Genomic DNA, 14,127 nt, shown 5'->3' on the forward strand with positions numbered 1-14,127 from the left:
TCGGCTGTCAGGTTCCGAACAGCTCTTTGGCTTGTTCATCGGTGTAGTAACCAAGCCTGATGTCTTCGGCGACCAGTTTCGGGTCGCGCTGACGCGGATCGCCATAGCCGCCACCGCCCGGCGTGCCGACGCGCACGCGGTCGCCGGCCTTGAGCGCGATGTCCTGCTCCTTGGACAGATGCGGCGGCACATGTGCCTCGCCGGCGCGGAACACGGTCACCGTGTTGACCGCGCCGTCCCTGCCGCCGAGCGCGCCTTGCGGGCCGAAACGGCCATGGTCCATGACGAAGGACGCGCGCGCTTCGCCTCGCAAGATCTCGACCTCATAGGCGAGGCCGAAGCCGCCGCGCTGCTTGCCGGCGCCGCCCGAGCCTTCGCGCAAGGCATAGTGGCGGTAGAGCACAGGAAACGCCTGCTCCATGATCTCGACCGGCGGCGATTTGGAAATGCCGATGGTAGAGCAGCCATTGGTCAGCCCGTCATGGCCTGAATTGCCGCCATAGCCGCCGCCGGAGATCTGATACATCACATAGTCGCGGCCGCGCGCCGGATCGTTGCCGCCCAGCGCGAAATTGCCGCTGGAGCCGGCGGGTGCAGCCGTCACCTTTTCCGGCAGCGCCTGCACCATCGCCGCGAACACCGCCTCGGCGATGCGCTGCGAGACTTCAGCCGCGCAGCCCGAGACCGGCCGTGGGTATTTCGCGTCGAGGAACGTGCCTTCCGGCCGCTTGACGATCAGGGGCTCGAAGGCGCCGGCGCTGATCGGTACATCCGGGAAAATATGGCGCATGGCGAGATAGACCGACGACAAAGTCGTCGCCAGCACGCTGTTCATCGGCCCGGCACAGGGTTTTGACGAACCGGTGAAATCGAAGGTCAGCGTGTCGCCCTTCTTCTCCACCGCGAGCGCGATGGTCAGCGGCTCGTTGACCACGCCGTCCGAGTCGACAAAGGCCTTCGAGCTGTAGGTGCCGTCGGGAATGGCGGAGATGTTGGCGCGCATCTGCTCGGCGGCGCGGCGACGCAGTTCGGCGATCGCCCCGACGACGGTTTCGTCCCCGTAACGATCGAGGATTCCATTGAGCCGGTCCTGACCGATCAACAGTGCCGCGGCTTGCGCTCTTATATCGCCGATGCGCTGGTCGGCGACGCGGATGTTGGAGCAGATGATGGCGTAGATTTCCGTGTCCAGCACGCCCTTCTTGAACAGCTTGACCGGCGGCAGCCGCAGGCCTTCCTGCTCGACGGCTGTGGCGGAAGCGGAGAAGCCGCCCGGCACCGAGCCACCGATATCGGGCCAGTGGCCGGTATTCGATAGCCAGCAAAATATCTTGCCGTCGCGGTAGACCGGCATGGCGAAGCGCACGTCCATCAGATGTGTGCCGCCGAGATAGGGATCGTTGACGATGTAGATGTCGCCCGGCTCAGGTGGCAGGCAGCGGCCGTCGGCGATCATCTCGATCACCGTCCTGGTCGAATACTGCATGACGCCGACGAACACCGGCAGGCCCTGGCTGCCTTGTGCGATCAGCGAGCCGTCGACGGCCGAGTAGATGCCGTCGGAGCGGTCATTGGCTTCGGCGATGACAGGCGAGAAGGCCGCGCGGGAGAAAGTGAGATCCATCTCGTCGCAGACCTGCTGGAGGGCAGCCTGCAGGACCGAAAGCGTGATGGCGTCGAGCTTTTGCATCTCAGGCCTCGCCGATATCGATGATGATGTTGCCGTCGGCGTCCGATCTTGCGCGGTCGCCGGGTTCGAGCACGGTGGTGGCGTCCATCTGTTCGAGGATAGCCGGCCCTTCGATGACGGCATCGGACGGCAGCTTTTCGCGTGCGTATATCGGCGTATCGTGCCAGCGTCCTGCGTACCAGACAGGCCTTGTTTCGCGCAGCGCCTCGTCTAGCGTCTCTGTACGTCCGGCCGGGTCGATCAGCCGTGACAGGTCGATCGCCGGCCGCACGCCCGTCACCGACGTGTTGAGGTTGACCAGATTGGCGCGGATCTCCGGCAGCTCGACCTTGAAGCGGGCGAAATAGGCTTTTTCGAACAGCGCCTGCAACTCCTGCCTTGTCACCGATGAAGACGGCAACGGCACGTTGATGATGTGGGTCTGGCCGACAAACTGCATGTCGGCAGAGTGCGTAACGCGGATCGTTTCCGGCTTCACCGCTTCCTTGCCGATCAGTTCCTCGCCTTCCCCGCGGTGACGTTCCAGCACCTCGCGAAGCCGGGCTTCATCGAGCACGGCGACCGGCTGGTTGATGGTGTTGACGAAGTCGTGACGCAGATCGGCCACGACGCAGCCGAGCGCATTGGTGATGCCCGGACGGGCCGGCACCAGCACGCGGGGCAGGCCGAGTTCGCGCGCCAGCGCGGAGGCATGCAACGGTCCGGCGCCACCGAAGGCGAACAGCGCGAAATCGCGCGGATCATGGCCGCGCGACACCGAGACCATGCGGATGGCGCCGGCCATCTTCATGTTGCCGAGGCGCAGCACCGCGCCCGCCGCCTCGACGCCGGAGAGGCCGGCGGCCTTGCCTATTCTGTCTTCGAAGATGCCGGTGACGCGCTCGACGGTGACCGGATTTTCGACCGCCAGCAGCTTCTTCGGCGCCAGCCGCCCGAGCACCAGATTGGCGTCGGTGATGGTCGGCTCCAGGCCGCCGCGGCCGTAGCAGATCGGGCCGGGATTGGCGCCGGCACTTTCCGGGCCGATCTGGATCAGCCCGGCGGCATCGACCCGGGCGATGGAGCCGCCGCCGGCACCGACCGTATGCACCGCCACCATCGGCACATGGATCGGCATCGCATATTCGATCTCGATCTCGTTCGAGACGGCGGGCTCCGCATTCCGGATCAGCGCCACGTCGGTCGAGGTGCCGCCCATGTCGTAGGTGACGAGGTTTTCAAAGCCGGCGCGCTTGCCCGTATAGGCGGCGGCGATGACGCCGGAGGCCGGGCCGGACATCACGGTCTTGGCCGACTCGCGCGTGACGAAACGGGCCGAGATCATGCCGCCATTGCCGTTCATGATCAGGAAGTCGCGGGCATAGCCCTTGGCGGCCAATTCCTTGCGCAGCCGCTCGACATAACGCTCGAGGATCGGCTGCACCGAGGCGTTGACCGCGGCGGTAACGCCGCGCTCGAATTCGCGGGCTTCCGACAGCAGCGCATGGCCAGTCGTGATGTAGCCGTTCGGCCAAAGCTCGGCGGCGATTTCGGCCGCGCGCCGCTCATGTCCAGGGTTGGCGTAGGAATGCAGGAAATGGATGACGAGGGACTCGCAGCCGGCCGCGATCAGCGTCTTCACGGCGTCGCGCATCTCGGCCTCGTCGAGCGGCGTGCGCACCGCGCCCGACGCCTCGACGCGCTCCGAAACTTCCAGCCTGAGATCACGCGGGATGATAGGAACGAAGCTTCCGGTCATGCCATAGGGCTGCGGCCGTGTGCGGCGGCCAAGCTCGATCACGTCGCGAAAACCGCGCGTGGTGATCATGCCGGTTTTCGCCAGCCTGCGTTCCAGAACCGCATTGGTCGTGGTGGTCGTGCCATGCACGATGAGGTCGATGCCGTCTATGGCAAAGCCTGTGGCGCCCAGCGCTGAAACCACGCCGAACGCCTGATTGTCGACCGTCGTCGGCGTCTTGGCGATATGCACCTTTCCGCCGTCATTTCCGTCGATCAAAATGAGGTCGGTGAAGGTTCCGCCAACATCGATGCCGGCAACGACGTGACCCAGGGAATTCGGTTGTTGCACCGAAAAATTCTCTTTCATTGTCGAAATCCGAAATGGCGGAACTACGAATATGCCGCAGTTTGGAAAGCTGTTTTAGCGCGGTATCTTGACACAAATATCGTTTGTATACTAATAAATTTGGGACACAAGAGCTCACTGCTTTGGAGTGTGTGAACGGCTCGCCGGGACCTGAATGGTCTGGGCGCGCAGGAAACGGTTTGGCGCCCGCACAGGCGTGGGCAAGACAGAGTTGGATTTGATGAACACCACATCCGCACTCAACACAGCCGGCGCCCGTCCGCTGCAGTTTCCGATTCCGGCCAATGTCTATGCCGAAACCGTCGTCTCGGTGAAGCATTACACCGACCGCCTGTTCTCGTTCCGCATCACCCGTCCGCAGTCGCTGCGCTTCCGCTCCGGCGAGTTCGTCATGATCGGGCTGCCCAATGCCGAAAAGCCGGTGTACCGCGCCTATTCGGTCGCCAGCCCGGCCTGGGACGAAGAGCTGGAATTCTTCTCGATCAAGGTGCCGGACGGCCCGCTGACTTCCGAGCTGCAGAAGATCCAGGTCGGCGACACCGTCATCATGCGCCAGAAGTCGACCGGCACGCTGGTCGTCGACGCGCTGACCCCGGCAAAGCGCCTGTTCATGATCTCGACCGGCACCGGTATCGCGCCCTTCGCCAGCCTGCTGCGCGACCCCGATACCTACGAAAAATTCGATCAGGTCATCCTGACCCACACCTGCCGCGACAATGCCGAACTGACCTATGGCCAGGAACTGGTGGCCGCGCTCGAGAACGATCCCCTGATCGGCGAACTGACCGGCGGCCGCGTCACCCTCTACAATTCGACGACCCGCGAAGAATCGGCGCGCATGGGCCGCATCACGGCGCTGATCGGCTCGGGCAAGTTCTACGCCGACCTCGGCATCGAGAAGCTCAATCCGGAGACGGACCGCATCATGATCTGCGGCTCGATGCATATGCTGAAGGACGTCAAGGAAATGGCCGAAAGCCTCGGCTTCCATGAGGGCTCGCTCAGCCATCCCTCGACCTTCGTCGTCGAGCGCGCTTTCGTCGGCTGACATCAGCCGGCGCCTCGGCGCCACGTCTTGAATTGACGTTTTTGACCATGTGGTCAAAATTCAGCTGCTTTTGCCGCCTTTTTCCGTTATGAGCCCTTGAAGGACTCGTGAAGCATCGATTCACGGGCTATCTTCGGTGTGTGTCGCCCAAGTCCGGGAGCAACGACACGCACCACGACGTAAAATCGTCGAGCGAAAGGGCAGGAGATGAGCAGCACAATCCGCGAAGCCGATCTCGGCGCGTCCAAGGTCACGCCGCTGCCGGCACGTGCGGCCGCCAACACGCCCGTGCCGCAAAGCCACGGTATTGCCCGCAACACCGGCATGCGGCTCGATCTCGGCTTCATGGAATCGGTGCGCTCGGTCAACCGCTCAGCGCTGGAACGCAGGGTCGCCAGCCTCACAAAGCGGCGCTCGATCAAGGCTGACAACCAGGCTGCCTGGCTGCTGCGCGCGGTCTCCTGCATGGATTTGACGACTCTGAATTCCAACGACACCGAAGAGCGGGTGCGCCGCCTATGCGCCAAGGCGATCAACCCGTTCCGTCGCGACATCGTCGAGGGGCTTGGCATCGAGGGCGAGAAAATCCGGCCGGCGGCGGTCTGCGTCTATCATCCCTTCGTCGCGACGGCTGTTGATGCCGTGCGCGGCACCGGCATCCATGTCGCCGCCGTCTCCACCGCTTTCCCGCACGGCCTTGCGCCGCTGTCGACCCGCCTGCAGGAGATCGAGGCTTCGGTGCGCGACGGCGCCGACGAGATCGATGTCGTCATCCCGCGCGGCTTGGTCTTCGGCGCCAAATGGCAGGAGCTCTACAACGAGATCGTCTCGATGCGCGAAGCCTGCAGTGATGCGCATCTCAAGGTTATCCTCGGCACCGGCGACCTCGCCACGCTGCGAAATGTCATGCTGGCCTCGATGGTGGCGATGATGGCGGGCGCCGATTTCATCAAGACCTCGACCGGCAAGGAAAGCGTCAACGCCACGCTGCCCGTCGGCCTCGCCATGGTGCGCGCCATCCGAGCCTATTTCGAGGAGACCGGCTTTCTCATCGGCTTCAAGCCGGCCGGCGGCATCTCTACAGCCAAGGCTTCGCTCGACTGGCTGGTGCTGATGAAGGAGGAGCTCGGCCGGCCATGGCTGGAGCCAGACCTGTTCCGCTTCGGCGCCTCGAGCCTGCTCACCGACATCGAGCGCCAGCTCGAGCACCATCTGACCGGGCATTATTCGGCCAATCACCGCCACGCGATGGCGTGAGGCGGAGAAGGCCTTGAACGTCGAGTTCCTTCGCGCCTCCCTCTGTCCTGCCGGACATCTCCCCCGATTGGGGAGAGATTGGCTAACGTCGGCGATTTCGCCAATTGTCGACGTTTCAGAGCCGACAGGCGCGAAGGCTAATCTCCCTCCTTGTGGGGGAGATGTCCGGCAGGACAGAGGGGGGCGCCACAGAGCGCCTGCCAAGACGATTATCTGGAGCGCGTCATGAACATTCTCGAACGCTATCACGCCATGGAATACGGCCCGGCGCCGGAAGCCCGCACCGAGGCCGATGCCTGGCTTGCCGGACGCGATTTCGGCAAGGCGCTGTTCATCGACGGCGGCTGGAAGGCAGCAGGCGGCGGCAAGACCTTCGAGACCAGCGAACCCTCATCCGGCAAGCTGCTGGCCAAGATCTCCGATGCCGGCGCCGCCGATATCGACGCAGCCGTCGCCGCAGCCACCAGGGCCTTACCGAAATGGTCGGCATCCTCGGGCTACCAGCGCGCAAAAGTGCTTTACGCCATTGGCCGCGCGATGCAGCGTCATCAGCGCCTGTTCGCAGTGCTTGAGTCAATCGACAACGGCAAGCCGATCCGCGAAAGCCGCGACATCGACGTGCCGCTGGCCATCCGCCATTTCATCCATCATACCGGCTGGGCACAGGCGCTGGACAAGGATTTCCCAGGCCACAAGGGTGTCGGCGTCGTCGGCCAGATCATCCCATGGAATTTCCCGCTGCTGATGCTGGCCTGGAAGATTGCGCCGGCGCTCGCCGCCGGCTGCACGGTGGTGCTGAAGCCGGCCGAGTTCACGCCGCTCACCGCCATCCTGTTTGCCGAGATCTGCGAGCGTGCCGGCGTGCCCAAGGGCGTCGTCAACATCGTCCAGGGCGGGCCGGAAGCGGGCGTCGCCATCGTCAACCATCCCGGCATCCAGAAGATCGCCTTCACCGGCTCTTCGGAGGTCGGCAAGATCATCAGGAAAGCCACGGCTGGATCGGGCAAGAAGCTGTCATTGGAGCTTGGCGGCAAATCGGCCTTCATCGTCTTCGAGGACGCCGATCTCGACAGCGCCGTCGAAGGACTGGTCGACGGCATCTGGTTCAACCAGGGCCAGGTCTGCTGCGCCGGGTCACGGCTTCTGGTGCAGGAAGGCATTGCCGATGCCTTGATCGCCAAGGTCAAGGTCAGGATGAGCCGGCTTCGCGTCGGCAGCCCGCTCGACAAGAACACCGATATCGGCCCGCTGGTCGACGCCACACAGCTCGACCGCGTCAAGGGCCTGGTCGCAGAAGGCGCCAGACAGGGCGCCGTCTGCTGGCAGCCCGACGCAGTGCTGCCGTCTTCCGGCTACTACCACCTGCCGACGCTCGCCACCGGTGTTTCGCCGGCAAATATATTGGCGCAGGAAGAGGTGTTCGGTCCGGTTCTGGCTACCATGACCTTCCGCAACACCGAGGAAGCGATCGAGCTTGCCAACAACACGCGCTATGGGCTGGCCGCCTCGGTGTGGAGCGAAAACATCAATCTCGCGCTGCATGTCGCGCCGCAATTGAAGGCCGGCGTCGTCTGGGTCAACGGCACCAACATGTTCGACGCCGCCTGCGGCTTCGGCGGCTATCGCGAAAGCGGCTTTGGCCGCGAGGGCGGGCGCGAGGGCATGTTCGAATATCTCTCGGCAAAACTGCCGCTTGGTCCCGTGATCAAGCCGGCGACCTCTTCGGCGCAGCCCGTCGAGCAATCGGATGGCGGCGCCATCGATCGTACGGCCAAACTGTTCATCGGCGGCAAGCAGGTGCGGCCCGATGGTAATTATTCGCTTTCTGTCGCCACTGCCAGGGGCAAGCTGGCCGGCGAAGTCGGTCTCGGCAGCCGCAAGGACATCCGCGACGCCGTTGCCGCCGCCCGCGCCTGCAAGGCCTGGACGGAAGCGACCGCCTACAACCGTTCCCAGGTGCTCTTTTATCTCGCCGAAAACCTGTCCGGCCGCACCGGCGAATTTACCGCACGCTTGTCCGAACTGACCGGCGCCAACGCCAAGGCCGCGCGGGAGGAAGTGGAACAATCGATCGAGCGCCTGTTCCTCTATGCCGGCCTTGCCGACAAGTATGAGGGCAGGGTGCATCAGCCACCGGCCCGCGCCGTCACGCTCGCTTTGCACGAGCCGGTCGGCGTCCTCGGCATCGTCGCCCCGGACAGCGCGCCGCTGCTTGGCTTCATCTCCCTGACCGCACCTGCGCTTGCCATGGGCAATACCGTGGTGGCCGTGCCGTCGGAAAAATACCCGCTGCTCGCCACCGATCTCTACCAGGTGATCGAATATTCCGACGTTCCGGCCGGCGCCATCAACATCGTCACCGGCCGCACGGCGGAGCTTGCCGGCGTGCTGGCCAAGCATGACGATGTCGACGGGCTCTGGCTGTTTGCCGATGCCGACACTTGCGCCAAGGCGGAGGCCGATTCCATCGGCAATCTCAAGCGCGTCTGGACCGGCAACGGCCGCAGCCTCGACTGGGCGTCCGACGAGGCCGCCGGCGATGCCCTGCTGCGCCGCGCCGTCGAAGTGAAGAACGTCTGGGTGCCATACGGCGACTAATGCCGCCTGAAACGCGCTGTGCTTGAGCGAACCATGGCAACGTGACTCGTTGCCCGGTTGTCATACATGTTGTTGCATCAGAGCAAGCGATGTGCATTACATCGGCCGTCGCGAAGGTGATCGCGTTCGGGCTTGACGCCCGGACATGTGTTCTTTAACCAGAAAAAACATTTGTTGTTTATGGACTGATGGATTGTGCAGGCCGCATAGTCGCGCCTGTGTGGCACAGGACGCCCCGGTTAGCCGGCAGTAAATCGGGCCGAGAAGTGGCCAAAGAGGGCGAGGAGAAACGCATGGCGGATCTGGCAGGCAAGGTCGTTGTCGTCACGGCGGCGGCGCAAGGCATCGGCAGAGCGAGCGCTCTGGCCTTCGCCAAGGCAGGTGCCGTCGTGCACGCCACCGACATCAACGAGGCGCTGCTGGCCGAACTCGCCAAGACCTCCGGCATCAAGACCCGCAGGCTCGACGTCCTCAACGATGATGCCGTCACGTCGGGCTTCGCCGAAATCGGCCGCGTCGACGTGCTGTTCAACTGCGCCGGCTTCGTTCATTCCGGCTCGATCCTCGAGATGAAGGATGCCGATCTCGACTTCGCCTTCAATCTCAATGTCCGCGCCATGATCCGCACCATTCGGGCCGTGCTGCCCGGCATGCTGGAGCGCGGCGACGGCTCGATCATCAACATGTCGTCCGTCGCCGGCGCCGGCAAGGGTGTGCCCAACCGTTTCGCCTATGGCGTCTCCAAGGCGGCCGTGATCGGCCTGACCAAGGCGGTCGCGGCCGACTATGTCGCCAAGGGCATTCGCTGCAACGCCATCTGCCCCGGCACCGTCGAGAGCCCGTCGCTGCAGGACCGCATGCATGCGCAGGGCGACTATGACGCCGCCCGGGCGGCCTTCATTGCCCGCCAGCCGATGGGCCGTCTCGGCACGCCCGAGGAAATCGCCGACCTTGCCGTCTACCTCGCCGGCGCCACGTACACCTCAGGCCAAGCCTATAATATCGACGGCGGCTGGTCGATCTGAGCAATAGCCTCGATCCGCAGGTCCAGGCTCGAACAGTTCTAAAGTCCGGCTTGCCCTAGGTCGGGTCCGATAGCCAGAGTCCACCCAGTCATCGCTTGGCGGAACGAGTTTTGAAACGGCCTTGGGCCGCAATTTGGAGAGCAAGATGAAACTGCTGCGCTATGGCGAGATAGGGAGCGAACGCCCCGGCCTGCTCGATGCGGATGGAACGATCCGCGATCTTTCGGGTCATGTCACCGACATTGCCGGCAAGGCGCTCGATCCGGCGTCGCTCGAGACATTGTCGAAGCTCGATCCGAACTCGCTGCCGGCGGTTTCCGGCAAGCCGCGCCTCGGCGCCTGCGTCGCCGGCACGGGCAAGTTCATCTGCATCGGCCTGAATTATTCCGACCATGCCGCCGAAACCGGCGCCACCGTGCCGCCGGAGCCGATCATCTTCATGAAGGCAAGCTCGGCCATTGTCGGTCCCGACGATGACGTGCTGATCCCGCGCGGTTCGGAAAAGACCGACTGGGAGGTTGAACTCGCCGTGGTCATCGGCAGAAAAGCCAAATATGTCAGCGAAGCCGAGGCGCTGGATTATGTCGCCGGCTATGCCATTGCCCATGACGTGTCCGAGCGAGCCTTCCAGGCCGAGCGCCAGGGCCAGTGGACCAAGGGCAAGAGCTGCGACACGTTCGGTCCGACCGGGCCGTGGCTTGTCACCAAGGACGAGGTTGCCGATCCGCAGAACCTCAAAATGTGGCTGACGGTCAACGGCAAGACGATGCAGAACGGCTCGACCAGGACCATGGTCTACGGCGTCGCCTATCTCGTTTCCTATCTCAGCCAGTTCATGTCGCTGCATCCTGGCGACATCATCTCCACCGGCACCCCGCCCGGCGTTGGGCTGGGCATGAAGCCGCCGGTGTTCTTGAAGGCTGGCGATGTGGTGGAACTGGGCATCGAGGGGCTCGGCCAGCAGAAGCAGACCTTCAAGGCGGATGTTTAGCCATCTCTTCTCTTGAGCGTTTCACCGTTCGGCGGCGAAACGCTCAATCTCTTTGTTTCCCCGGCGGCTGGCGCCTCTTGTCAGCGCCAGCCGAGAGCCGGCGCGACGTGCTTCAGGATCGCCCCGATGACGTGGGCGTTGTACTCGACGCCGAGCTGGTTGGGGACGGTCAGAAGCAGCGTGTCGGCCTCGGCGATCGCTTCGTCCTCTTTCAGCTGATCGATCAGCACATCGGGCTCGGCGGCATAGGAGCGGCCGAAGACGGCAAGCTTCTCAGGCTCGATATAGCCGAAATGATCTTCGCTGCTGCCGCCGCCGAAATAGGCGCGGTCGCGGTCGTTCACCAGCGCAAAGATGCTGCGGCTGACCGACACGCGCGGCTCGCGCGCATGGCCGGCCTCCTTCCACGCCGCGCGATAAGCGCGGATCTGTTCGGCCTGCTGGATGTGGAGCGGCTGGCCGCTCTCATCGAACTTCAGCGTTGAACTTTGCAGGTTCATGCCGAGCTTGCCCGCCCATTCGGCGGTGGCGTTGGTAGCGGCACCCCACCAGATCCGGTCGCGCAGGCCGGCCGAGAATGGCTCGAGCCGCAGCATTCCCGGAGGATTGGGGAACATCGGCCGCGGATTGGGTTGCGCGAAACCTTCGCCGCGCAGCACGTCCAGAAACACCTCGGCATGGTTGCGCGCCATGTCGGCATCGCTTTTGCCGTCCTGCGGCACGTAGCCGAAGTAGCGCCAGCCGTCGATCACCTGCTCCGGCGAACCGCGGCTGATGCCAAGCTGCAGCCGGCCACCGGCGATCAGGTCGGCAGCACCCGCATCCTCGGCCATATACAGCGGATTCTCATAGCGCATGTCGATGACGGCGGTGCCGATCTCGATGCGGCTGGTGCGGGCGCCGACCGCGGCCAGAAGCGGAAACGGCGAAGCGAGCTGGCGGGCAAAATGATGGACGCGGAAATAGGCGCCGTCCGCGCCCAGCTCCTCGGCGGCGACGGCCAGGTCGATCGACTGCAGCAGCGCGTCGGACGCCGAGCGCGTCTGCGATTGCGTCGAGGGCGACCAATGGCCGAAGGAAAGAAAGCCGATCTTCTTCATGCGCGCATCCTGTTCTTTGATTCCAGTTGCCTACTTCGTCGCCCACGCGATCGGGTTCAATCGACACTCACACAACGCAGTGTCAATGCGGCCGGCCCTTGACGGTTTCGCGACGATACCCATCAGTGCGCAAAGGACCAAGGCCATGGCCCCCGGCGATGCCTTGTGCGGTCGCGTCAGCATCTGCCACGGCGCTTTTGGGGCCAAATGAACCAACCAAAGGCGATGTACCGCAAACTCCATTCGCTTCAGAGCCCGGTTTTGAAATCTTCTCGCTCATTTAATTCTACAAAATCGGTAGGCTTAATGCGGATAGTGCGTTTGCGAGAAGGAGCCTCGGATGTCAAAAAAGCTGGTGGTGGGGTTGTCCGGCAACCTGACCCGTCCGTCCAAGACGAAGGCATTCGTCAGCCACATCGCCGGTGAGGTGGCGAGCCGAGCCGGCTCGGCTTTGAGCGTTTTCGACATCGAGGATCTCGGCCCGTCCTTTGCGCCTGCAAGACAGCTTGGCGATCTCGATCCGGCGGCGCGCGGTATTATCGAGCAGCTGCTCGGCGCCGACGTGCTGGTGGTCGGCTCCCCGACCTTCAAGGGCAGCTACACCGGGCTGTTCAAGCACCTCTTCGACCTGCTCGACCCGTCGTCACTGCGCGGCAAGCCGATCATCCTGGCGGCAACAGGCGGCGGCGAGCGTCATTCGCTTGTCGTCGAACACCAGTTGCGGCCGTTGTTCGGCTTCTTCGAGGCGCAGACCCTGCCGACCGCGATCTACGCCTCGGACAAGGACTTTGCAGATGGCGTGCTGGTGTCAGAGGCAGTCAAGGCGCGAGCCCGGCAGGCGGTCGCCGAGGCATGCCGGGTGGCCGGCGTGCCCTACAGCGTCGTCCTTGCCGCCTGAAACCACGATCCGCGACGCAATATTCCATCCCGCATAGACCAGAAGGACGCCTGCAATGACTCGAGCCAGCAAGTCCGATAGCAGGCCGCGGCAGATCAAGCTAGGCGCTTTCCTGCCCGGCGGCGGGCAGCATATCGCCGCCTGGCGTCATCCCGATGCGCCGGCCGACGGCGCCACCAATTTCGAGTTCCACAAGCAGCTGGCGCTGACCGCCGAGCGCGGCCTGTTCGACGCCTATTTCCTGGCCGACAACCTGACCGTCGGCCTCGGCGCCCGCGAGGGCGGCAACGCCAAGATCGCCGGCTTCGAGCCGGTGACGCTGTTTGCGGCGCTGGCGCCGCTGACGACGCATCTCGGCTTCATCGCAACGGCGTCCACCACTTATGAGGAGCCTTACACGCTGGCGCGCAAATTCGCTTCGCTCGACCTGTTGTCGAACGGCCGCGCCGGCTGGAACGTGGTGACCTCGGCCGGCGACGAAACGGCACGCAATTTCAACCGCGACGTCCAGCCCAGCCATGCCGAGCGCTATGCCAGGGCGCATGAGCATGTCGAGACGGTCAAGGCGCTGTGGGACAGCTGGGAGGATGACGCCTTCATCCGCGACAAGCAGTCGGGCCGTTTCTACGACAAGGACAGATTGCACGACATCGACCACAAGGGCGAGCATTTCAGCGTCAAGGGTCCGCTCAACGTGCCGCGCCCGGTGCAGGGGCATCCGGTTGTCGTACAAGCCGGGCAGTCGGAAGACGGACGCGGGCTTGCCGCGCACTCGGCCGAGGTCATCTTCACCGCCCATCAGAAGCTCGAGACGGCGCAGGAATTCTACCGCGACATCAAGGCGCGCGTGGCTGAAGTCGGCCGCGATCCCGACCAAGTGCTGATCATGCCGGGCGTCGCGCCCTTCGTCGGCCGCACCGAGGACGAGGCCCGCGCCAAATACCAACAGCTCAACGACCTTATCCTGCCCGAGGACGGTGTTGCGCTCCTCAACGGTCTTGCCGGCCAGACGCTCGACATCAGGGGCTATCCGCTCGACGGCCCGTTGCCGCCGAGCAAGGAAACCGAAGGCATGAAGAGCCGCCAGGCGCTGATCCGGCAGATTGCCGACGAGCACAATTTCAGCATCCGCCAGCTTTACCAATGGGTAGCGACGGCGCGCGGCCACTACACCATCGTCGGCAGCGTCACGCAGGTCGCCGATCAGCTGGAGGAATGGTTCACCAGCGAGGCGGCCGACGGCTTCAACATCCTGCCGCCTTGGCTGCCCGGCGCGCTCGACGATTTCGTCGACCTGGTCATTCCCGAACTGCAACGGCGCGGCCTGTTCCGCACGGCTTACGAAGGCCGCACGCTGCGCGAGAATCTCGGCCTCAGGCGCCCGGAAAATCCATGGACCGTCGCCCGCTCGACCGTCCTTGCCGCCGAATGACC

General features: G+C 64.1%; 10 protein-coding genes. 7 read left to right on the forward strand and 3 right to left on the reverse strand.

The window, feature by feature from the left end:
* Window positions 1-7: 7 nt before the first annotated feature.
* Together X728_RS143085 and X728_RS143080 are read right to left on the reverse strand one after the other, a co-directional pair.
* Complete coding sequence (locus X728_RS143085) at window positions 8-1,690, reverse strand: hydantoinase B/oxoprolinase family protein (RefSeq protein WP_023832563.1); 1,683 nt, start codon at window positions 1,688-1,690, stop codon at window positions 8-10.
* Window position 1,691: 1 nt separating this feature from the next.
* Window positions 1,692-3,776 (reverse strand): hydantoinase/oxoprolinase family protein, encoded by a 2,085-nt coding sequence (locus X728_RS143080; RefSeq protein ID WP_023832564.1) that lies wholly within the window; start codon window positions 3,774-3,776, stop codon window positions 1,692-1,694.
* A 220-nt stretch (window positions 3,777-3,996) separates the two neighbouring features.
* On the opposite strand from X728_RS143080, the gene X728_RS143075 reads away from it, so the two are divergent.
* From X728_RS143075 to X728_RS143055, 5 genes are all read left to right on the forward strand, one after another.
* Window positions 3,997-4,824, forward strand: coding sequence for a ferredoxin--NADP reductase (locus X728_RS143075; protein WP_023683551.1), 828 nt, complete (start codon window positions 3,997-3,999; stop codon window positions 4,822-4,824).
* 207 nt (window positions 4,825-5,031) lie between these two features.
* Window positions 5,032-6,081: a deoxyribose-phosphate aldolase gene (deoC, locus tag X728_RS143070; protein ID WP_023683550.1), complete on the forward strand. Its 1,050-nt coding sequence runs from the start codon at window positions 5,032-5,034 to the stop codon at window positions 6,079-6,081.
* 225 nt (window positions 6,082-6,306) lie between these two features.
* A complete protein-coding gene (locus X728_RS143065) occupies window positions 6,307-8,679 on the forward strand; it encodes an aldehyde dehydrogenase family protein (RefSeq protein WP_023832565.1) in 2,373 nt (790 codons plus the stop codon).
* 293 nt (window positions 8,680-8,972) lie between these two features.
* Window positions 8,973-9,704 (forward strand): SDR family oxidoreductase, encoded by a 732-nt coding sequence (locus X728_RS143060; protein WP_023832566.1) that lies wholly within the window; start codon window positions 8,973-8,975, stop codon window positions 9,702-9,704.
* Between the two features lie 145 nt (window positions 9,705-9,849).
* Window positions 9,850-10,695, forward strand: a complete 846-nt coding sequence (locus X728_RS143055; RefSeq protein WP_023832567.1) for a fumarylacetoacetate hydrolase family protein — start codon at window positions 9,850-9,852, stop codon at window positions 10,693-10,695.
* Window positions 10,696-10,775: 80 nt separating this feature from the next.
* Here X728_RS143055 and X728_RS143050 read toward each other — a convergent pair whose 3' ends face one another.
* Window positions 10,776-11,795, reverse strand: coding sequence for an LLM class flavin-dependent oxidoreductase (locus tag X728_RS143050; RefSeq protein ID WP_023832568.1), 1,020 nt, complete (start codon window positions 11,793-11,795; stop codon window positions 10,776-10,778).
* 340 nt (window positions 11,796-12,135) lie between these two features.
* Between X728_RS143050 and msuE the strand changes: the two genes are divergently transcribed.
* Window positions 12,136-12,693, forward strand: coding sequence for an FMN reductase (msuE, locus tag X728_RS143045; RefSeq protein ID WP_023832570.1), 558 nt, complete (start codon window positions 12,136-12,138; stop codon window positions 12,691-12,693).
* A gap of 55 nt (window positions 12,694-12,748) precedes the next feature.
* Window positions 12,749-14,125: an LLM class flavin-dependent oxidoreductase gene (locus tag X728_RS143040; protein WP_023683544.1), complete on the forward strand. Its 1,377-nt coding sequence runs from the start codon at window positions 12,749-12,751 to the stop codon at window positions 14,123-14,125.
* Window positions 14,126-14,127: the final 2 nt, after the last annotated feature.

The organism is Mesorhizobium sp. L103C119B0, from assembly GCF_000502235.1.
GTDB lineage: Bacteria > Pseudomonadota > Alphaproteobacteria > Rhizobiales > Rhizobiaceae > Mesorhizobium.

Excerpts from the sequence above, each read along its gene's own strand:
- X728_RS143085 (WP_023832563.1), bottom strand. The coding sequence starts at position 1,690 with ATGCAAAAGCTCGACGCCATCACGCTTTCGGTCCTGCAGGCTGCCCTC.
- X728_RS143080 (WP_023832564.1), bottom strand. The coding sequence starts at position 3,776 with ATGAAAGAGAATTTTTCGGTGCAACAACCGAATTCCCTGGGTCACGTC.
- X728_RS143075 (WP_023683551.1), top strand. The coding sequence starts at position 3,997 with ATGAACACCACATCCGCACTCAACACAGCCGGCGCCCGTCCGCTGCAG.
- deoC (WP_023683550.1), top strand. The coding sequence starts at position 5,032 with ATGAGCAGCACAATCCGCGAAGCCGATCTCGGCGCGTCCAAGGTCACG.
- X728_RS143065 (WP_023832565.1), top strand. The coding sequence starts at position 6,307 with ATGAACATTCTCGAACGCTATCACGCCATGGAATACGGCCCGGCGCCG.
- X728_RS143060 (WP_023832566.1), top strand. The coding sequence starts at position 8,973 with ATGGCGGATCTGGCAGGCAAGGTCGTTGTCGTCACGGCGGCGGCGCAA.
- X728_RS143055 (WP_023832567.1), top strand. The coding sequence starts at position 9,850 with ATGAAACTGCTGCGCTATGGCGAGATAGGGAGCGAACGCCCCGGCCTG.
- X728_RS143050 (WP_023832568.1), bottom strand. The coding sequence starts at position 11,795 with ATGAAGAAGATCGGCTTTCTTTCCTTCGGCCATTGGTCGCCCTCGACG.
- msuE (WP_023832570.1), top strand. The coding sequence starts at position 12,136 with ATGTCAAAAAAGCTGGTGGTGGGGTTGTCCGGCAACCTGACCCGTCCG.
- X728_RS143040 (WP_023683544.1), top strand. The coding sequence starts at position 12,749 with ATGACTCGAGCCAGCAAGTCCGATAGCAGGCCGCGGCAGATCAAGCTA.